Raw genomic sequence first — 20,159 nt, 5'->3', positions numbered from 1 at the left:
TGCCGCTCGCACATATCATAGTTTTACAAAAGGGCGAACCCATTTCACAGATTCGCCCCCGTCATAAACGTTACTTGATACGCGGCAACTGTTCCCACTGATGGTATGGTGGCGGCGATGAAAGCTGCCATTCGAGCGTTGTCGCACCCGGACCCCATGGGTTTGCACCTGCTTCTCGCTTCTTCGCAAATGCTTCAAACACATTGTAGAGGAAGATCAGCACGGCAAAGCCGGAAATGTAAGAGCCGTAAGACGACACCATGTTCCAGCCCGCATAGGCATCCGGATAGTCGATATAGCGACGCGGCATACCAGCAAGACCGAGGAAATGCTGCGGGAAAAACACCAGATTAACGCCGACAAACGTCACCCAGAAGTGCAGCTTCGCAGTGAACTCATCGTACATGTAGCCGCTCATCTTCGGGAACCAGTAATACCAGCCTGCAAAGATTGCGAACACAGCACCCAGCGACAGCACGTAATGGAAATGTGCAACCACATAATATGTGTCATGCAAAGCCCGGTCGAGACCGGCATTGGCAAGCTGCACACCCGTCACACCACCAATGGTAAACAGGAAGATGAAGCCAACAGCCCAGAGCATCGGCGCGCGGAAGGTGATGGAGCCACCCCACATCGTCGCGATCCATGAGAAAATCTTGATGCCCGTTGGCACCGCAATCACCATCGTTGCGAACATGAAGTAACGCTGCGTATCGAGTGACAACCCGACCGTATACATGTGATGCGCCCAGACCACGAAGCCGACCACACCAATCGCAACCATCGCATAGGCCATGCCGAGATAACCGAAAATCGGCTTGCGCGAGAAGGTCGAAATGATGTGGCTGACGATGCCAAATCCCGGCAGGATCAGAATGTAAACTTCCGGGTGACCGAAGAACCAGAACAGATGCTGGTAGAGAATTGGATCACCGCCACCTTCCGGTGAGAAGAAGGTCGTACCAAAATTGCGGTCTGTCAGCAGCATCGTAATACCGCCTGCAAGAACCGGCAGCGACAACAGAAGCAGGAACGCAGTCACGAGGACAGACCATGCAAAGAGCGGCATCTTGTGCAGCGTCATGCCCGGAGCACGCATATTAAGAATGGTGGTAATGAAGTTGATCGCACCAAGGATCGAAGACACACCCGCGATATGGAGCGCCAGAATGGCGAAATCGATCGCCGGTCCCGGCTGGCCACTGGTTGAAAGCGGCGGATAAAGCGTCCAGCCACCGCCAACACCCCATGTACCGGGTGAAGCAGGCATAAACAGCGAGATCAACAGCAGCAGCAATGCAGGTGGCAGCAGCCAGAAGGAAATGTTGTTCATGCGTGGGAACGCCATATCCGGCGCGCCGATCATCAGCGGAATCATCCAGTTGGCATAACCACCGATCAATGCAGGCATGACCATGAAGAAGATCATGATCAGCGCATGCATCGAGGTGAACACATTGAACATGTGCTTGCCGGCATCCAGAGCAGCATCGCCCTCAACGCCATAAACCATCGCCGCAAGGCCATGGAAAATCTGAATACCCGGCTCCTGCAACTCGGCACGCATGGCGATCGACAATGCGCCGCCAATGATGCCCGCCGTGATTGCAAAAATCAGGTAAAGAGTACCGATGTCTTTATGATTGGTCGAGTAAACCCAGCGTACCCAGCCCTTTGGCTTATGGTCGTCGTGGGCTCCATGCTCGTGAGCTGCTGTGCCAGCCATGGAATTCGCTCCCGTTTTTCAACAGTCTTGCGTATCGAAGTCTTAAAGACCCGCCGCAGCTACTTTATCATTTGTATCGCCTTCAAGCTCAGCCTGAAGCGCCTTGTTCGCACCCTGAAGGTCCGACGCTGCGGCCGTGAGCCATGTGTTATATTGCTCGTCCGAGACAACACGCACGGCAATCGGCATGTAAGCGTGATCCTTGCCACATAGTTCCGAACACTGGCCGTAATAAAGGCCTTCTTTGTCAGCCTTGAACCAAGCCTCATTGATGCGACCCGGAATAGCATCCATCTTCACGCCAAAAGCCGGAATTGTCCATGAATGGATAACATCGGCGGCGGTGACCAGAAGGCGGACTGTCGTTCCAACCGGCACGACAACTTCATTGTCAACAGTCAGAAGACGCGGATAGATAGCGCGGTTTTCTTTGCCAGCCGCAGCCCGCTCTCCATCCTTTAGGATAAGAGAATCAAAACTGACCGGCGTCTCGGTCTGATACTCATAGCCCCAGTACCACTGATACCCCGTCGCCTTGACGGTCAGCGAAGGATCTTCGGGCGAATATTGCGCCGTCAGGAGCTGGAATGATGGCACCGCCAGAAAAAGCAGTACAATCACCGGACCCACCGTCCAGATGACCTCAATTGCCGTATTGTGGCTGGTCTTGGATGGTTCAGGATTTGCGTTCGCGCGAAACTTGAAAGCGCACCAGAACAGCAAAACCAGCACAAGCAGTGTGATGGGTACGATAAACCAGAGCGTATAACGCTCGAACCAATGAATCTGCTCGGCAATACCCGTAGCAGCAGCTTGAAATGTCATTTCCCACGGACGCGGCTGATCCGCCAGAGCGGCACCGCTTGTCCACAGCAATGCGATAGCACCAACGACGGCGCCCCTCGTTGTGGCAACAAATTTATCCACCAGAACTCTCTCCCTTTTCGCCCTTGCAGGCTTGGACGCCGGACGTTAAGACGGCCGTATCCCCCGTCAGCGTTCAAACCACACCTTACCGCACACCGCAAGCGAGGCGAATATGTTCCTGTGCGGCATTTTTGCGCGCAGCCCTGCGTCAGAGCCCCGCATCCTGCGCGCTTGCTTGAGGTTCTTTGCATGACGAAAACTTGGGAAAACCCACAGAAACCCATAATGAAGCCATGATTTAGCAAGAGGTTTCCGTTACCGTGCCGATCGAAAATGGATATAACTGCCCAAACGCATCTTGGGACGCATCTGGGTGCAAAACCGGCATTGCCTTTGCGATTATGGCCCGGAGGCGACAATAGCTTTTCACGGCCTGCTTCGCACGGTAACGTCACGGTGATTCGATCTGGAGATTTCATGTTTTTCCGTCCATCCGCCCGCTGCTCGATTTTCCCCCGTCTTGCCACCCTTGCAGCGAGTGCTGCTCTTGCTGTGGCAGTCGCAACAACGCCATCCCTAGCGCAGGAAAAGCCCGCGCAGCTTCCAGCGCCAACGCAGGCACCGGCAGCACAGCCGCAATCGCCAGCAACACCGCAGCAGAGCGGCACGCTCAAGTCTCAGCATGGTGCGTGGGCAATTCTCTGCGATACGCCAGCGGGTGCCAAGACCGAACAATGCGCGCTTATACAAAACGTGGTTGCGGCTAAACGCCCAGAACTTGGTCTATCGGTTGTGGTTCTGAAGACAGCCGACAACAAAGCGCGCATCCTGCGCGTTCTCGCCCCACTCGGCGTGCTGCTGCCAAACGGCCTTGGCCTCAATGTCGATGGCAAGGATATCGGTCGCGCTTATTTTGTGCGCTGCTTTGAAGATGGCTGCTATGCAGAGGTCATCCTTGAAGATGAGCTGCTCAAGACGTTCCGCAACGGCAAGTCTGCAACCTTCATCGTCTTCCAAACGCCTGAAGAAGGTGTGGGCATTCCTGTAGATTTAAAGGGATTTGGTGAAGGCTTCGACGCTTTGCCATAAGCTCAAGGTTGTTCTCGACCGATTTAACGCTTACATCCTGTGGCAAACACATGCCGCAGGATTTATTTTATGAAGAGCCTGATCGATAGTTTCGATGCCAACCGCGACGATATAGAACGCCTTGTTTCGCAAAGCCTGAAGGGCAGTGACGATGGCGAGCTGTTCATGGAATATCGGGAGGCGGAAGCACTTGTTTTCGACAATGGACGCCTCAAAACTGGCTCTTTCAATCAGGATCAGGGGTTTGGTCTGCGCGCAGTTGCCGGCGAAGCCATTGGCTATGCCCATGCCGGAGACTTGTCACTTGCAGCGCTCAAGCGCGCTTCCGAGGCCGTTTCAGCCACTTTAACGGGCCACAGCGGCGCCTATGCCGCCGCCCCCGCAGGCACCAACCGCCATCTTTATACCGACGAAAACCCGATCGGCTCGCCAACCTTTGATGCAAAGGTTCAGCTTTTGCAAAAGATAGACGCTTATTTACGCGCCAAAGACCCCAAAGTGCGGCAGGTTTCTGTTTCCATCGCCGGATCATGGCAGCAGGTGGAAATTCTCCGTGCCGATGGCCATTTCGTGCGCGATATTCGCCCGATGGTGCGCCTGAGTGTTTCGGTTGTGGCCGGCAATGGTGACCGTCAGGAATCCGGCTCGCACACACTCGGCGGACGCAAAGGCTTTGGCGATTTCATCACCACCGAAAGCTGGCAAGGCGTTGCCGATGAAGCACTGCGTCAGGCGCTCGTCAATCTGGAAGCCATCCCCGCGCCCGCTGGCACTTACGACATTGTGCTTGGCAACGGCTGGCCGGGCGTCATGCTGCATGAAGCGGTCGGTCACGGACTTGAAGGCGACTTCAACCGCAAGAAAACATCTGCCTTTGCAGGTCTGCTCGGTCAGCAGGTTGCATCGAAGGGCGTCACGGTCGTTGATGATGGCACGATTTCCGAGCGTCGCGGCTCGCTGACCATTGATGACGAAGGAACACCGACCAATCGCACGGTGCTGATCGAAGATGGCAAGCTCGTCAATTATATGCAGGACCGTCAAAACGCGCGCCTGATGGGGATGAGTGCTACCGGCAACGGGCGGCGTGAATCCTATGCACACGCCCCTATGCCGCGCATGACCAACACCTATATGCTGTCGGGTGACAAATCACCGGAAGAGATCATCGCTTCCATGAAGAAAGGGATTTATGCCGTCTCTTTTGGTGGCGGACAAGTCGACATCACCTCCGGCAAGTTCGTGTTCGGCTGCACGGAAGCCTATATGATCGAAGACGGCAAGATAGGCGCGCCGATCAAGGGCGCAATGCTGATCGGCAATGGCCCGGATGCGATGCAGCGTATTTCGATGATTGGCAATGACATGAAACTTGATACCGGCTCCGGCAATTGCGGTAAGGGCGGACAATGGGTTCCGGTCGGCGTTGGTCAGCCGCACCTTCGCATGGATCAGGTGACGGTCGGCGGCACGGCGGTTTAAATCCTGCTCATGCAACTGATCAACAAATATCTGCCAGATTATGGTTTCAGCGAAGTGCATGGTTGTGATGTCAGCGCTTCACCGGAAGTCGTCTTGCGGGCAGCCATGAGCTACAAGCCCGAAACAGACGCGTTTTTCCGCAGCATGATTGCATTGCGTGAAATGCCTATGCGCGCGCTTGCACAATTGCGTGGGCGCGAAAAGGCTGTTGCGCCACCTTTTGGCCTGCATGAATTTACACTGCTCGAACATCGGCCCGGCGAAGCACTGGTTTACGGACTCGTGGGGCAATTCTGGAAAACGGATTTCGGCCTCTATAAGATGCAAAGCGCTGACGATTATCTGGCTTTCAAGTTACCCGGCGTTGCAAAGCTTGCACTGGCCTTCACCGTTACCGAACAAGACGGCAAAACGCGCCTTGTCACCGAGACGCGTATTTTTTGCCCGGATCGCGCCAGCCACCGGCGTTTCACACCTTACTGGTATCTGATCCGGCCTGTCAGCGGCATGATACGGAGCCGTATTCTCAACGCAATCAGGCATGCCAGCGAAACAGCAATTTGATAAAGGCCATCATATTGCAATCCAAAGCGTATAAAGTGCAAACTCATTCAGGATTGTGTGACGGAGGAGACGATGCCTGAAACGCCATATGACTGGAGCGGGAAACAGCCTGAGAAGCGCTCACGCCAGAAGCGCATGATGGTGATTGCGGCGGCGAGCATGATCGCCCTGCTTTTCACGCTGGCCGTGGTGGATGCGATCCTCATTCTGCTTGATTGAAATTATCATTCCGTGCAATTTTTATTGCGATCAAGCAGTCAGCCCATCGGTAACCGTGATCACCGTTCTGCTCACCAATCCTGATTGTCGGATGCGAGCCACAGAGCGGTTTTTGCAATGTCGTTCCGCCCGTCCCATAGGTGTTATGGCGGCAATCCTATAGGTCGATCAGGATTGCCGCCCTGTGCGCGATTGAGCGTATTGGTCGTGCGAGCCCGAATAGCATTCACCCGTATGCCTTCCGGTGTCCGCTCTTTGCCTGCTTTCAGATTTCCGGGTTTTCCTCCAAAAGCCCTTCGACAAAATCAAAAAGGCCCGGACGGCGATCGCGGCGCAGACGCTCGGCAACGATAATCCCTTTGATGCCGGAATAGGAGCGCTCAAGGTCCTCATTGATGACGATATAGTCGTATTTCACCCATTTCTGGATTTCAAAACGCGCATTCTGCAAACGGGTTTCGATCACATCAGCGGCATCTTCCGCCCGGCGGTTAAGACGGTTCTGCAATTCGCGCATCGTGGGCGGCAGAATGAAGATCGACACTACATCGGCAGGCATTTTGGCCTGCAATTGCTCGGCCCCCTGCCAGTCGATGTCAAACAGCATGTCCTGGCCGTCCGCAAGCGCTTCCTCAGCGGTCTGGCGCAATGTTCCGTAGAAATTGCCGTGCACTTCCGCCCATTCGATCAACTCGTCATTATCACGCAGCCGTTCAAATTCACGCTTGGTGATGAAATGATAATGGACGCCGTTGATTTCGCTCTGGCGACGCTCACGTGTGGTGACGGAGATCGACAGCGACAGTTTCATATCCGGATCACTGAGCAGCTGCCGCGCGATTGTGGATTTTCCCGCGCCCGATGGCGACGAAATCACCACCATCAAGCCTCTGCGTGCAATGCCATATTCGACCGAAGAGATGGCCATTTTCCGTTACTCCAGATTCTGTACCTGTTCGCGAAACTGATCGACAACCGCTTTCAGCTCAAGGCCGATTGCCGTGATCGACGCTGCATTCGATTTTGAGCAAAGCGTATTGGCTTCGCGATTAAATTCCTGTGAAAGAAAGTCAAGCTTGCGCCCGATTGGGCCACCGTCAGCAAGTAGCTTGCGCGCAGACGCCACATGGGTTTCAAGCCGATCCAGCTCTTCCTGAATATCTGCCTTTGTCGCCAGAAAAGCCGCTTCCTGATAAAGCCGCGCGTCATCAAAATCGCGTCCAGTTTCCATCAGCAAAGCCACTTGATTGTTCAGCTTTGTACGAATGGCTTCTATGCTGCGGGAAGGATCATTGCGTGCTTCCTGCGTCAGTCGTTCAATCGTATCGACATGCCCGGATAAAATAGTGAAAAGCGACTGTCCCTCATGCGTGCGCGCTTCGGCAATCGCTTTCAGCGCCCCCTCAAAAGCCGCGACGACCGCGGCCTCAAGGCCTGCACGGGCATTTTCGTCATCGCTGACCTGTGCCTGATCGATAATACCGCGCAGTGACAGAATGCCATCAACGCTTGCAGGCTGAAGTCCATGGCGGGCCTGTAGTTCCGCACCAAGTTTCAGCACCTCATCAAGCATCGCTTTATTGATGGTGAAGCCTGCCTGCGCTTCTGCGCGTTCAACCGCGAGACTGGCCTGAAAGTTGCCGCGTGAAAAATAGCGCGCCAGAAGCGAGCGCACGGCGTGTTCAGCGCTTTCCAGCCCCTGTGGCAGACGCAGCCGCAGATCCAGTCCCTTGCCATTGACCGAGCGAACTTCCCAAACGATGCGCGCTTCATTATCCGCTGCGCCATATTGCATCGCGTGGCGCGCAAACCCCGTCATACTCTGAAGCGCCATATGCTCTTTCCCTCAATGCGAAATAAAACCGCCCATTACTGGGCGGTGTTTTGCTGCTGTAGCTGGTTCTTTTCCTGTTCAACCGCACGCCATTTGCGCACATTGGCGTTATGTTCGGCCAAGGTCTTGGAAAAGACATGACCGCCTGTCCCATCCGCCACGAAATAGAGGTCTTCCGTATCCAGCGGATTGGCTACAGCTTCAAGCGCTGCACGACCCGGATTGGCAATGGGTGTCGGCGGAAGTCCATTGATAATATAAGTATTATATGGCGTTGGCTTTTCGAGGTCCGACTTGAAGATCGGGCGATCGGATGGCTTACCTGCACCGCCAAACAATCCATAGATGATCGTCGGATCGGACTGGATGCGCATGCCCTTGTTCAAACGATTGACAAAGACCGAAGCCACATGCGGGCGCTCCGAAGCAATGCCCGTTTCTTTTTCAACAATCGAAGCAAGCGTCACGAACTCATTCTTGTCCTTGATCGGCAGATCAGGGCGACGCTTCTCCCACGTTTCATCAATCAGCTTCTGCTGCGATGCAATCATGCGGTTGATGATTTCTTCGCGCGTTGTACCGCGTGTGAAATTAAGCGTATCGGTAAAAAGCCCGCCTTCCGGCGGCATTTCTTTTGGCATGTCGCCAACCAATATTGGATCTGCCGAAATACGATCGAAGACCTGCTTGACCGTCAGACCTTCCGGGATTGTCAGCGGATACATGATCGACTTGCCACTGATGAGAATATTCATCACATCGCGCATCGTCGCACCGGCTGGGATGGCATATTCGCCAGCTTTCAGATCATTTTCATGACCGTAAGCGCGCATACCATAACGGAAAATACGGGCATCACTGACGATTTCGCGGTTTTCGAGGCTGTTGGAAACTTCCGACACACCGGCACCACGCTTCACGAGGAAGGTGGTTTCCGCGGTCAGAGGACCAGCAGCGTCAAACTGAAGCTTGCCAAAATAGAACAGCGCCGAGGCGCCAAGCAGAAGCAGCACCAGCAGCGACAACATGAAATTCATGAAGACGACGATCTGGCTACGCGCATGACGCGACCGCTTGCGCGGCGGCGGCGTACCCGGTTCCGGGCGAAGAGCCTCTGAAGCCGACTTTGGCACGAAAGGCTTGGATGCCGCTGCCTGTTCAGGTGTTGCGGTAGCCTGTGGCTGCTGCTCAGCAGGACCGGCTCCGGGCTTTTCTTCTGAACTCACTCCATCACCTCGTCCTGAACCTCATATGAAACGGCATACAAATCAAACAAATTCTGTCAGATCACACTAACGCAATTAGCAGGTTTAAACATCGCATCGGGTTATATTTTGGCAAAAACGCGGAGAAATCCCCGCGTTTTTGAATAAATCGTCATTTCTTAGTAATCTACTCAAGAGTAACGGCGCAGAACCAACGAAGCGTTTGTGCCACCAAAGCCGAACGAATTCGACAAAGCCACATCGATTTTGCGTTCGCGCGCTTTGTGCGGAACCAGATCAATTTTGGTTTCGACCGCCGGATTGTCCAGATTAAGCGTTGGTGGCGCAATGTTGTCGCGAATTGCCAGCGTTGAGAAGATCGCTTCTGCAGCGCCAGCAGCACCAAGCAGATGGCCGATTGCGGATTTTGTCGAAGACATGGAAATCTTCGAAGCCGCATCACCGACGACGCGTTCAACGGCACCCAGTTCGATTGTATCGGCCATGGTCGACGTGCCATGTGCATTGATGTAATCAACCTGATCAGGAGCAATGTCTGCGCGCTTCAGTGCCGCAACCATGCAGCGCTCTGCACCTTCGCCGCTCTCGGTAGGAGCCGTGATGTGATAAGCGTCACCCGAAAGGCCATAGCCAACCACTTCGGCGTAAATCTTTGCACCGCGTGCAAGAGCATGGTCCAGCTCTTCGAGAACCACAACGCCTGCACCCTCACCCATGACGAAACCATCGCGGTCACTGTCATAAGGACGCGAAGCTGCGGTCGGATCGTCATTGCGCTTGGTGGACAGCGCCTTGCATGCGGCAAAACCTGCCAGCGAAATGCGGCTAACCGGCGATTCCGTACCACCGGCAACCATCACATCTGCATCGCCAAAAGCGATCAGACGCGCTGCATCGCCAATGGCATGAGTTCCGGTTGCGCACGCCGTTACCACGGAATGGTTGGGGCCGCGCAGTCCGTGTTTGATGGAAACATGGCCGGAAGCCAGATTGATCAGACGACCGGGAATGAAGAAAGGCGAAATACGGCGGGGGCCTTTGTCGCGCAGCGTATAGCCAGCTTCAACAATGCCCTCAATACCACCAATACCGGAACCAATCAGAACGCCGGTGCGAATCTGATCTTCGTCGCTTTCCGGATGCCAGTTTGCATCGTCCAATGCCTGATCGGCAGCGCCGACCGCATAAACGATGAACGGATCAACCTTGCGCTGTTCCTTTTGTTCCATATGGAGGTCGGGATTGAAGGTGCCATTGATGCCATCGCCAACCGGAATACGGCAGGCGATCTGGCAGGCCAGATCATCAACTTCAAACTCTGTGATGCGGCGAGCACCGCTTTCACCGGCAACAAGACGTTTCCAGGTCTCTTCGACACCGCTTGCCAGCGGCGACACCAAACCAAGACCGGTGATGACGACACGCCTCATATCCACCCCTTAAATTTGATAAATTTCATTGGAGCCATCCCGCAGGCGAAAATGCCTCATACGGACGATGCTCACTTAAATATCGAACTGCATATGAAACGACCGCATCGGGCCATTTCCAGCAATCGTCCTTCGCTTTTTCCGGGCACAGGGCTTAAACGCCTGACCAGAAGACAAGCAGGGCCGGGATTCGGAAGAATCCCAGCCCTTAAGCTCAGATTAGGCAGAAGCCTTATCGATGAACTTTACAGCGTCGCCGACCGTGAGGATCGTTTCTGCTGCGTCATCAGGAATTTCAACGCCGAATTCTTCTTCGAAAGCCATGACCAGCTCGACGGTGTCGAGGCTGTCTGCACCAAGATCATCGATGAAGCTTGCACCTTCGGTGACCTTGTCGGCATCTACACCCAGATGCTCAACAACGATTTTCTTGACGCGCTCTGCGGTATCGCTCATGTCGGAACCTCGACCTGTTTGTTTACTTGCTCTGCCTTGGTTAGCGGCATGCATGATTGTAATCAAGTTATAAGATGCCTGCCAAGTTTAGAGTACACTTCCTTTGACAGACATCCTGTGGATATTCCTTGCGGAACAGGATTACGGCATCTCTCTATCGAAACACCGGAACTCTCGTCGGGCGCATTACCATGCTTCTTGAGCGAGGCAAAGCGCATTTTGGTTTTCACCATCCGACTTTAAGACTTTTTATACCGTAAAATATTGATTGAACAGCCTGTAAAAGACCATCAAATCATAGCCATGCCGCCATTGATATGCAGCGTCTGACCAGTCACGTATGCAGCTTCGTCGCTTGCAAGATAAACAACCGCAGCAGCAATATCACCACCAACGCCCATACGCTTCATGGGGATACTGCCCATGATTGCTTCCTTCTGCTTCTCGTTCAGCTTGTCGGTCATCGCCGATTCGATGAAGCCCGGAGCAATGCAGTTCACCGTGACATTACGGCTTGCGATTTCCTGCGCCAGCGACTTCGAAAAGCCGATCAGACCAGCCTTGGACGCGCAATAATTTGCCTGACCCGGATTGCCAGTCACACCGACAATCGACGTAATATTGATGATACGGCCATTGCGGCGGCGCATCATCGGATGGGTCAATTCGCGCGTCAGATTGAACACAGACGTCAGATTGACATTGAGCACCGCATCCCAGTCTTCGTCGCTCATACGCACAAAAAGGCCATCACGGGTGATGCCGGCATTGTTGACGAGAATGTCGATGCCGCCCATTTCTTCCTCAGCCTTCTGGCCAAGTGCCTTGACGGCTTCGCGGTCGGAAAGGTTGGCAGGAAAAATGAAAGTGCGCTCGCCGAGATCGGCAGCCAGTTCTTTGAGCTTTTCTTCGCGTGTGCCATGCAGGCCGACGATTGCGCCCTGTGCATGAAGTGCACGGGCAATCGCTTCACCTAAGCCTCCGGTCGCACCGGTTACAAGAGCCTTGCGGCCAGTCAGATCAAACATCTCAGATCCTTTAGCTATTCAATGCAGCGAGCGCCGCAGCTATTTCTTCAGCCGAACCAACGGTTACGCCGCTCACATCTTTGGAAATGCGGCGCGCAAGACCCGTCAGGACTTTGCCTGAACCTACTTCATAAAGCGTCGTGACGCCATTGCCTGCAAACCATTCGACAGTTTCGCGCCAGCGCACCTGGCCTGTGACCTGTTCAACCAGCAAATCGGCAATCTCATTGGCATCCGTCACAGGTGCCGCGCGCACATTGGCAATGAGCGGTACAACCGGATTGTGCTTTTCAACTTGTGCCAGCGCTTCGCGCATGGCGTCGGCAGCAGGAGCCATCAGTGTCGAATGGAACGGTGCAGAGACAGGCAGCATGATGGCGCGCTTGGCGCCCTTTTGAGAAGCAAGCGAAGCTGCAAGTTCTACAGCAGCCTTGGCGCCTGAAATCACAAGCTGACCGCCGCCATTGTCATTTGCGATCTGGACCGGGCCAGAAGCTTTGGCTTCCGCGCAGATGGATTCAACATCGCTGTGCTCAAGACCGATAATGGCGGCCATTGCGCCTTCACCAACCGGAACAGCCTTTTGCATCGCATTGCCACGAATGCGCAACAGACGCGCGGTATCGGCGAGCGAAAAAGTACCGGCAGCACAAAGGGCTGAATATTCGCCAAGCGAATGGCCGGCAACATAGGCAACCTTGTCTTTCAACGAAAAGCCCTGCGCTTCCATGACGCGCAGCGTCGCAATGGAAACAGCCATCAAGGCCGGCTGCGCATTGGCGGTCAGAGTGAGCACATCTTCCGGGCCTTCGAACATCGTGGCGGAAAGCTTTTCACCCAGAGCCGCGTCCACCTCCTCGAAAACAGCGCGCGCTTCAGCGAACTGCTCGGCCAAAGCTTTGCCCATGCCAACTGCCTGGCTACCCTGCCCCGGAAAGGTGAATGCTACCGCCATGAATGCCTCACTTTAATACAACAATTTTGCGCGATGTGCCCCATCACAGGGCGAAAAGTCAAGTATTTGTGGTTTTTTACGATCCCCAACGCTTGCAAAGCAGGGGAAAAGCACGTATTGAGCGCCCGTTCGTTGCTGGCATTAGCTGGGGGCTGAACGGAGGAGCGTGCAGTTCTTCAACACTTTGTTGAATTGTCCGTGGAAGTCGTAAGCGCTTCTGCCTCCCGTGTCTCCGCTCTCGATTGTCTTTACCCAAGCGTCCTTTCTTCTCCGGTTTTCCGGCAAAAGAGAAGTCGCAGAGGCTTAGCCGTTAGTGTCAGCGAAATGAAACAGAAGAAAGGCAAAGCCAATGGCTCTTTATGAACATGTGCTTCTTGCCCGCCAGGACATTTCCCAGCAGCAGGTCGACGCTCTCGTCGAACAGTACAAGGGTGTCCTCGAAGCTAATGGCGGCAAGGTCGGTAAGGTTGAAAACTGGGGTCTTCGTCCCCTCACCTACCGCATCAAGAAGAATCGCAAGGCGTATTACACGCTCGTAAACATTGATGCACCGGCAGCAGCCGTTGCTGAAATGGAACGCCAGATGCGTATCAACGAAGACGTTCTTCGTTTCATGACCATCCGCGTTGAAGAACACGAAGAAGGCCAGTCGGCTATGCTTTCGCGCCGCGACGAACGTCGTGACCGCGATGGTGATGACCGCGGCCCACGCCGTCCACGTGAAGGCGGTTTCGACCGTGGTGATCGCGGTGATCGTGGCCCACGTCGTCCACGTGACAACGAAGCTGGCGAAGGAGCATAATCATGGTTGATATCAATCAGATCCCAACCCGTCGTCCCTTCCATCGTCGTCGCAAGACCTGCCCTTTTACAGGTCCAAATGCACCGAAGATCGACTACAAGGACATCAAGCTCCTGCAGCGTTATATTTCGGAACGCGGCAAAATCGTTCCTTCGCGTATTACGGCTGTCAGCCAGAAGAAGCAGCGTGAACTCGCCAAGGCGATCAAGCGCGCTCGTTTCCTCGGCTTGCTTCCATACGTTGTTAAGTAAGGTCTGAGTGAAGTAAGACTTTTGGGGAGGCGATTCGTCGCCTCCCGATTCTTCCCGGATACGATGGGCGTAACCGGAGTACGAAAATCCCAAGTTGGGGCTATCGCGTGGAAACGCCGCCTCTAACTGCAAAACCGGTAAAGCCGGAGCAGGACAGCGAATTTATGAAGTTCAATGGAACCATTATTGGAGTCGGCATATTGGCGGGGCTTGCCTCGGCACTGATGTCGTCTGGCGTCATCGCCCAGTCGGGTATGGCGGTGGTTCTCTATTTCCTGACACCGCTACCGATTTTTGTTGCTGCACTGGGCTGGGGTTCGAGCGCGGGAATTATCGCTGCTGCTTGCGCCACCCTTGCTGTTGGTGTCGTTGCAGCACCTTTAGCAGCGCTGCTTATGGCTCTGACAAGCTATGCGCCAGCGGCGATCGGTGCTTATCTTTCAGGCCTTGCCCGCCCTGCCTCCGAACTCGGCGGCCCGAAGGATTTGATGGTCTGGTATCCGCTGTCGGACATCGTTTTCCGTCTCGCGCTGATGGTTGCTGCAAGCTTCATCATCATCGGTTTTATTCTGGGCTTCGGACCAGATTTGGCACGAGAATTCGCCAACACCTTGATCGACAGCCTCGCAGCCGCTGACCCACAATTCACGCCAAGCGACGAGATGCGCCAGAATGTCAGTGCACTTTTGATGGTGGCACTGCCAGCAGTTCAGCCTGCAGCGTGCCTGGCTATTCTCGTCGGCAATCTTTATCTGGCTCTGCGTCTGACCGCCCTTTCGGGCCGGCTGCGCCGTCCGCGTGATGACTGGCCCGCAACCATGCGGATGCCACGCCCAGCGCTTTTGGTTTTTGCGGTCGCACTTGCTGTTGCATTCTTGCCGGGCCCTGCCGGTCTCATTGCGACGGTGGTTGCGGGTGCACTGAGCTTCGGTTTCATGATTGCAGGTCTTGCGACCTTCCATCAGCGCACGCGTGGCAAGCCATGGCGCCCGGTCGCGCTCTGGCTCATCTATGTCGCGATCATACTCTTCGCATTCCTGCTTGTCGTCTTCATGGTTTTCGGCCTTTTCGATACATCGCGCGGCGCACCAATTTCGAAAATTCCGAACACAGACAACCAATAAATCCAAATTTAAATCTCGAAAGGAAACTCAAATGGACGTTATTCTTCTGGAACGCATCGCTCGCCTCGGTCAGATGGGCGACACTGTCAAGGTTAAGGACGGCTTTGCCCGTAACTTCCTTCTGCCACAGGGCAAGGCTCTTCGTGCCAACGAAGCCAACCTCAAGAAGTTCGAAGGCCAGCGCGCACAGCTCGAAGCTCAGAACCTTGAGCGCAAGACAGAAGCTGAAGCCGTTGCAACCAAGCTTGATGGCGAATCCTTCATCGTTGTTCGTTCGGCTGGTGAAACCGGTCAGCTCTACGGTTCGGTTTCGACCCGTGACATCGCTGACATCATCACTGCAAATGGCTTCAACCTGCACCGCAACCAGGTTGAACTGAAGCATCCAATCAAGGCCATTGGCGTGCATGAAATCGTCATCTCGCTGCATCCTGAAGTCGAAGTTACGGTTTCCGTAAACATCGCTCGTTCAACTGAAGAAGCTGAACGTCAGGCAAAGGGTGAAGACCTGACTTCGATCGAAGCCATTTACGGCATCGAAGAAGCTCCTCTTGCTGAAGAATTCTTCGACGAAGACGAAGAAGCAGAAGATCAGGCTTAATTTAGCCGTCGATTGAGTTGTGCGTGCCTGCTTTTATTGCAGGCATTCCCACAATGGTAAACTTTATATGATCATGCCCGGCGGTCTCCGTCGGGCATTTTCTCTTTTCAGATCAGAAAATTTGCCTATTCTTCATATTAGATTGTGATTGGAGAGGGTGCTGACGGAAACGTTCGTGCTTGCTCAGGCTATAAGCCAGAGGCCAATTGACCGAAGGGGAATTGCCTGAAATCTGATGACAGCGCGGCGCATAATTCAGGGAACACGCCGCTCTGCCATGCAACCGTACGAATGTTTGCACTTGCTCCAATCATGCATCGACCCAAAATCGGAATCGATTTTGGAAAACACGATGCGAACCTGAAGATTAGAGCGTCTCTTGCGCGTCCTGTGGACGCAAGGCGCTCTGAGGAGGGAGATGGGGCCTATGCATGCAATGCTGCGAACAGTTTTAGTGCATATGATCAAAGTGGGTGATCTGTCGGTCACCGATTCTGATGGGAATGTTTTTCAATATGGGGACAAGACCGGGGAACCGGTTCACATGCGTTTTAATACGCGTCGTGCCGAACGCGCGGTGGCGTTTGATCCAGAGTTAAAACTAGCCGAATGTTTCATGGATGGCGAAATCGATTTTATTGATGGCGACATCTATAATCTGCTCAAGATCGTCTTCGAAAACACAGGTCCTACGGCTGCGACCGAGCCATGGATGAAAGCCGTCGGCAAAATTCGGGTGCTGTTGCGTCGCTTCCAGCAAATGAATACCATTGCGCGCTCATCCAGCAATATCAAAAGCCATTATGATCTTTCAGGCGCGCTTTACGATCTCTTTCTTGATCCGGACAAGCAATATTCCTGCGCCTATTTCGAAACGCCCAATGCGACACTGGCTGAAGCCCAACTCGCGAAGAAACGCCATATTGCAGCGAAACTTCTCGCCAATGAAGGCGATAAGATATTGGATATTGGTTGTGGCTGGGGTGGTATGGGGCTTTATCTCGCCCGTTATCTCAAAGCCAATGTGACCGGTGTCACGCTTTCAGAAGAACAGCACGCTATTGCCAATAGACGCGCCGCCGAGGAAGATCTCACGGACCGCGCAAAGTTTCAGCTTACCGACTATCGCAACATTGATGATCAGTTTGACCGGCTGGTATCAGTTGGCATGTTTGAACACGTGGGTGTTGGTCACTTTGCGGAATATTTCCAGCATGCCGCGCGGCTGTTGAAACCGGATGGTGTTTTTCTGCTCCACGCTATAGGCCGCGCAGACGGCCCCGGTGCAACCAATCCATTCATCCGCAAATATATTTTCCCCGGTGGCTATATCCCTGCCCTTTCAGAAGTCCTCCCGCATATCGAAAAGGCAGGACTTTATGTGACTGACATTGAAATCCTACGGCTTCATTATGCGGAAACGCTCAAAGAATGGCGCTATGCTTTTATGGCTCGCCGCGAGGAAGCCAAGGCGCTGTATGACGAGCGCTTCTGCCGTATGTGGGAGTTTTATCTTGCTGCTTCTGAAAGTGCGTTCCGTTGGCAGAATATGATGGTGTTCCACATTCAAATTGCGCACAAGCAGGAAGCTGTTCCGCTCACACGCAATTACATTGAGGCAGAGGAAAAGCGCTTAAAAAGGCTCGATAGCGCGCCCAAAGGCGCCAACAGCGAAACGCAAATGCCAAAAAAGCGCGTGAAAGCATAAAAAGACAAGCTGGAAAAATGGTCTGCGTGAATCGCTCACACAGACCACCTCACCTTACTTTTCTTGGGGAACACCGGCTTCCCACTTGTCCCAATTGGTTGTGATGTCATCGACGACCGGCGCACCGACAAGATAGATGTTCCTGACTGTTTCAGCGAAACCACCTGCGGTTTCACCGGGTGCCGGATCAAGGTGCTGGAGTGTTGTTTCGTTCGGATTGCCCTGATCAAAATTGACCGCGCCGCGCAAACTGAGAATGCGGTCTGTTCCGAACTGACGCTTGATAACAAGCGCAATCGCCGCTGCTTCCATTTCAGTGATCAGATAGTCATCCGCACCGTAAAGCTTAGCAATATACTGTGCTTCATCAGACAGGCCCGGACCGTGGAAGAACGTATAACCCGTCATATGGCTACCTTCCTTCAAAGATGGCGCTGACTGTGCGGCTTTATTGGGGTAACGCATGCGATAAGCTTGAGCTTCTTCGGAATCTTCAAGCTTCACGTCTTTGCCAAGACGCATGGCAGCGGCGACCAGATCGGGATTGAGCTTGAAAACGCGATAATCTTCATAGCCTTTGCGTGGCATAAACACCGGTTCACCCGATTTGCCTTCTTCCGGCGCCCAACGGTGCCCAAGATCATAATCAACAAGCCATGTCGCCCAACTCACATCCCCGATCGTCCCACGCGAAGGCGGAGTGCCTGCAACCCCAGACAAAACGTAATAGCTTTTTGAGAAATCAAAGGCCGGATCGAGCAGAATCGCCTGCATGCTGGCAGACGAGTTGACTTTTCCCATGCCAAGGACCGCCCCACACACACCATCGTCATTGCAATAGACCGGCTTGAAAGCGCCTTTTACCTCGATGGGTTTTGCATCTTTCCAATAGCGTTCATACCAGTTCTGAAATTCGCCAGCGCGATCACCGCTATTTTTGCCAATCTCGAACATTGCCGCGATAAAAACCTTAACCTGGATCGGCTCCGCTGCGGCCACAGGAAGCGACAAAAGTGAAAAAAAAGCGATGGCTGACAGCCATGCAGATAAAAGACGATAACGCATGCAAAGAATCCCTCTGAGGTTTGTTTTTTTGTTTCGTAGCAGCCGCCATTATGGATCACAACGCTCGTCAAGCCTCCGTGCAAAAGATTGAACAGCGAACTGTGGAAGCCTGTGAATCATGGTATAGCTTGTCACTTCCAGCAGGAATCACCTTGAGGCTGCGTTGCGTTTGGCTTCACTTCAGGCCTAGCTGGGAAGATCAGAGACAGGATAGACGAACATGGCGGAAGCGGCGGTACGCAAACTTGACGATGCGCGCGATCAAAAAGACGCGCTTTATCGGGAAGCTCCTCACAACATTGAAGCAGAACAGGCACTGTTGGGTGCTATTCTGATCAACAATGATGCGTTTTACCGTGTTTCCGACTTTCTGAAGCCGACCCATTTTTTTGAGCCTTTGCATCGTCGCATCTATGAGATTTCGACCGATCTCATTCGCGTTGGCAAAATGGCCAATCCGGTCACGATGAAGACCTTCCTGCCAAATGAAGGCAAGATCGGTGATTTGACCGTATTCCAGTATGTGGCGCGCCTTGCGACCGAAGCCGTCACCATCATCAATGCCGAAGACTATGGCCGCGCGATCTATGATCTTGCGACGCGCCGCGCTTTGATTGGCATTGGCGAAGACATGGTGAACGTTGCTTATGATGCGCCGGTCGATAATGCGCCGCAAGAGCAGATCGAAGATGCCGAACGCCGGTTGTTCGAACTGGCAGAAACCGGTCGTTATGACGGCGGTTTTCAGGCCTTTAAAGATGCGGTCACCACCGCCGTCGATATGGCCAATGCCGCTTTCATGCGCGATGGTCATCTATCGGGGGTGTCTACAGGCATTCACACACTTGATAACAAGATGGGCGGTTTGCAGCCTTCCGACTTGATCATTCTGGCGGGTCGTCCGGGTATGGGGAAGACCTCGCTTGCAACCAATATCGCGTTCAACATCGCCAATGCCTATGAGGCCGAACAGCAGGCCGATGGCACAATGAAGGCCAAGAACGGCGGCGTTGTCGGTTTCTTCTCGCTCGAAATGTCTGCGGAACAGCTTGCAACGCGTATTATTTCCGAGCAAACGGAAGTTTCCTCCTCGAAAATCCGCCGCGGCGATATTACCGAATCAGATTTTGAAAAGCTGGTCGCCTGTTCGCAGCACATGCAGAAGATTCCGCTTTATATCGATCAGACCGGTGGTATTTCGATTGCGCAGCTTGCAGCCCGCGCGCGACGTCTCAAGCGCCAGCGTGGCCTTGATGTTCTGGTGATCGACTATGTGCAGCTGATGACTGGCTCATCCAAGGCTTCCGCGCAAAACCGCGTGCAGGAAATTACCGAAATCACCACCGGCCTCAAAGCGCTTGGCAAGGAACTCAATGTTCCGATCATTGCGCTCTCACAGCTTTCGCGTCAGGTGGAAAGCCGCGACGACAAACGCCCACAGCTCTCCGATCTTCGTGAATCGGGTTCGATCGAGCAGGATGCGGACGTGGTGCTTTTCGTGTTCCGCGAAGAATATTACGTCAAAAACCTCGAACCCCGCGATGAGTTTGACCCGAAATATGAAGAGTGGAAACAACATTTTGAAAAAGTGCGCGGCACTGCCGACGTTATCGTCGCAAAGCAGCGTCACGGACCAACGGGCACGGTCAAGCTTGCCTTCCAGGCTGAGTTTACGCGATTTGCAGATCTGGCCGAGGGGTCTTATATCCCGGAACAATATGAATAGTAT

The 20,159-nt window shown here is 53.7% G+C and carries 20 protein-coding genes; 10 read left to right on the top strand and 10 right to left on the bottom strand.

Going from position 1 to position 20,159, the window contains the following annotated elements; all coding sequences use genetic code 11:
• Nucleotides 1-70: 70 nt before the first annotated feature.
• Entirely contained in the window at nt 71-1,729 is a 1,659-nt protein-coding gene (ctaD, locus tag ABE530_RS02740) for a cytochrome c oxidase subunit I (protein WP_265983107.1), read from the bottom strand.
• A gap of 42 nt (nt 1,730-1,771) precedes the next feature.
• A complete protein-coding gene (gene coxB / locus ABE530_RS02735) occupies nt 1,772-2,656 on the bottom strand; it encodes a cytochrome c oxidase subunit II (protein WP_265983106.1) in 885 nt (294 codons plus the stop codon).
• Between the two features lie 417 nt (nt 2,657-3,073).
• Between coxB and ABE530_RS02730 the strand changes: the two genes are divergently transcribed.
• The 4 genes from ABE530_RS02730 (at nt 3,074) to ABE530_RS02715 (ending at nt 5,950) form a co-directional block, all read left to right on the top strand.
• Complete coding sequence (locus tag ABE530_RS02730; RefSeq protein ID WP_499693499.1) at nt 3,074-3,685, top strand: invasion associated locus B family protein; 612 nt, start codon at nt 3,074-3,076, stop codon at nt 3,683-3,685.
• A gap of 69 nt (nt 3,686-3,754) precedes the next feature.
• On the top strand, nt 3,755-5,167 hold the full coding sequence (gene tldD / locus ABE530_RS02725) for a metalloprotease TldD (RefSeq protein ID WP_499693498.1): 1,413 nt from the start codon (nt 3,755-3,757) through the stop codon (nt 5,165-5,167).
• Between the two features lie 9 nt (nt 5,168-5,176).
• Entirely contained in the window at nt 5,177-5,731 is a 555-nt protein-coding gene (locus tag ABE530_RS02720; protein ID WP_499693497.1) for a hypothetical protein, read from the top strand.
• A 72-nt stretch (nt 5,732-5,803) separates the two neighbouring features.
• The gene (locus tag ABE530_RS02715; RefSeq protein WP_499693496.1) at nt 5,804-5,950 is read left to right on the top strand and encodes a hypothetical protein; all 147 of its coding nucleotides are present in this window, start codon (nt 5,804-5,806) and stop codon (nt 5,948-5,950) included.
• Between the two features lie 265 nt (nt 5,951-6,215).
• Here ABE530_RS02715 and gmk read toward each other — a convergent pair whose 3' ends face one another.
• The 7 genes from gmk to fabD form a co-directional block, all read right to left on the bottom strand.
• On the bottom strand, nt 6,216-6,878 hold the full coding sequence (gene gmk, locus ABE530_RS02710; protein ID WP_265983101.1) for a guanylate kinase: 663 nt from the start codon (nt 6,876-6,878) through the stop codon (nt 6,216-6,218).
• Nucleotides 6,879-6,884: 6 nt separating this feature from the next.
• Nucleotides 6,885-7,784, bottom strand: a complete 900-nt coding sequence (locus ABE530_RS02705; protein ID WP_499693495.1) for a YicC/YloC family endoribonuclease — start codon at nt 7,782-7,784, stop codon at nt 6,885-6,887.
• 35 nt (nt 7,785-7,819) lie between these two features.
• Entirely contained in the window at nt 7,820-9,010 is a 1,191-nt protein-coding gene (gene mltG, locus ABE530_RS02700) for an endolytic transglycosylase MltG (RefSeq protein ID WP_265983099.1), read from the bottom strand.
• A 170-nt stretch (nt 9,011-9,180) separates the two neighbouring features.
• Nucleotides 9,181-10,440 carry a beta-ketoacyl-ACP synthase II gene (fabF, locus tag ABE530_RS02695; protein ID WP_499693494.1) on the bottom strand — a complete coding sequence of 420 codons (1,260 nt, stop codon included), beginning with the start codon at nt 10,438-10,440 and terminating at the stop codon, nt 9,181-9,183.
• A 219-nt stretch (nt 10,441-10,659) separates the two neighbouring features.
• Complete coding sequence (locus ABE530_RS02690) at nt 10,660-10,896, bottom strand: acyl carrier protein (protein WP_002963616.1); 237 nt, start codon at nt 10,894-10,896, stop codon at nt 10,660-10,662.
• 290 nt (nt 10,897-11,186) lie between these two features.
• Nucleotides 11,187-11,924 (bottom strand): 3-oxoacyl-[acyl-carrier-protein] reductase, encoded by a 738-nt coding sequence (fabG, locus tag ABE530_RS02685; RefSeq protein ID WP_265983097.1) that lies wholly within the window; start codon nt 11,922-11,924, stop codon nt 11,187-11,189.
• 10 nt (nt 11,925-11,934) lie between these two features.
• The gene (gene fabD / locus ABE530_RS02680; RefSeq protein ID WP_396996501.1) at nt 11,935-12,879 is read right to left on the bottom strand and encodes an ACP S-malonyltransferase; all 945 of its coding nucleotides are present in this window, start codon (nt 12,877-12,879) and stop codon (nt 11,935-11,937) included.
• 349 nt (nt 12,880-13,228) lie between these two features.
• Here fabD and rpsF point away from each other — a divergent pair, with 349 nt between their 5' ends.
• From rpsF to ABE530_RS02655, 5 genes are all read left to right on the top strand, one after another.
• Nucleotides 13,229-13,681 carry a 30S ribosomal protein S6 gene (gene rpsF, locus ABE530_RS02675; protein WP_265983095.1) on the top strand — a complete coding sequence of 151 codons (453 nt, stop codon included), beginning with the start codon at nt 13,229-13,231 and terminating at the stop codon, nt 13,679-13,681.
• Between the two features lie 2 nt (nt 13,682-13,683).
• Nucleotides 13,684-13,932, top strand: a complete 249-nt coding sequence (gene rpsR / locus ABE530_RS02670) for a 30S ribosomal protein S18 (RefSeq protein WP_022712184.1) — start codon at nt 13,684-13,686, stop codon at nt 13,930-13,932.
• Between the two features lie 164 nt (nt 13,933-14,096).
• Nucleotides 14,097-15,056, top strand: coding sequence for a DUF2232 domain-containing protein (locus ABE530_RS02665; protein WP_499693662.1), 960 nt, complete (start codon nt 14,097-14,099; stop codon nt 15,054-15,056).
• A 31-nt stretch (nt 15,057-15,087) separates the two neighbouring features.
• Nucleotides 15,088-15,657, top strand: coding sequence for a 50S ribosomal protein L9 (rplI, locus tag ABE530_RS02660; RefSeq protein WP_265983094.1), 570 nt, complete (start codon nt 15,088-15,090; stop codon nt 15,655-15,657).
• Nucleotides 15,658-16,084: 427 nt separating this feature from the next.
• Nucleotides 16,085-17,365, top strand: coding sequence for a cyclopropane fatty acid synthase (locus tag ABE530_RS02655; protein ID WP_499693493.1), 1,281 nt, complete (start codon nt 16,085-16,087; stop codon nt 17,363-17,365).
• A 54-nt stretch (nt 17,366-17,419) separates the two neighbouring features.
• Here the strand turns inward: ABE530_RS02655 and ABE530_RS02650 are convergent, their stop codons facing one another.
• Nucleotides 17,420-18,430, bottom strand: a complete 1,011-nt coding sequence (locus ABE530_RS02650; protein WP_499693492.1) for a purine-nucleoside phosphorylase — start codon at nt 18,428-18,430, stop codon at nt 17,420-17,422.
• Nucleotides 18,431-18,650: 220 nt separating this feature from the next.
• Here ABE530_RS02650 and ABE530_RS02645 point away from each other — a divergent pair, with 220 nt between their 5' ends.
• Nucleotides 18,651-20,156, top strand: a complete 1,506-nt coding sequence (locus ABE530_RS02645; RefSeq protein WP_265983091.1) for a replicative DNA helicase — start codon at nt 18,651-18,653, stop codon at nt 20,154-20,156.
• The last annotated feature ends 3 nt before the right edge of the window (nt 20,157-20,159 follow it).

It is taken from the genome of Brucella sp. TWI559 (assembly GCF_039674265.1).
Taxonomy (GTDB): Bacteria; Pseudomonadota; Alphaproteobacteria; order Rhizobiales; family Rhizobiaceae; genus Brucella; species Brucella chromiisoli.
This window is presented reverse-complemented; position numbering and strand designations above follow the sequence as displayed.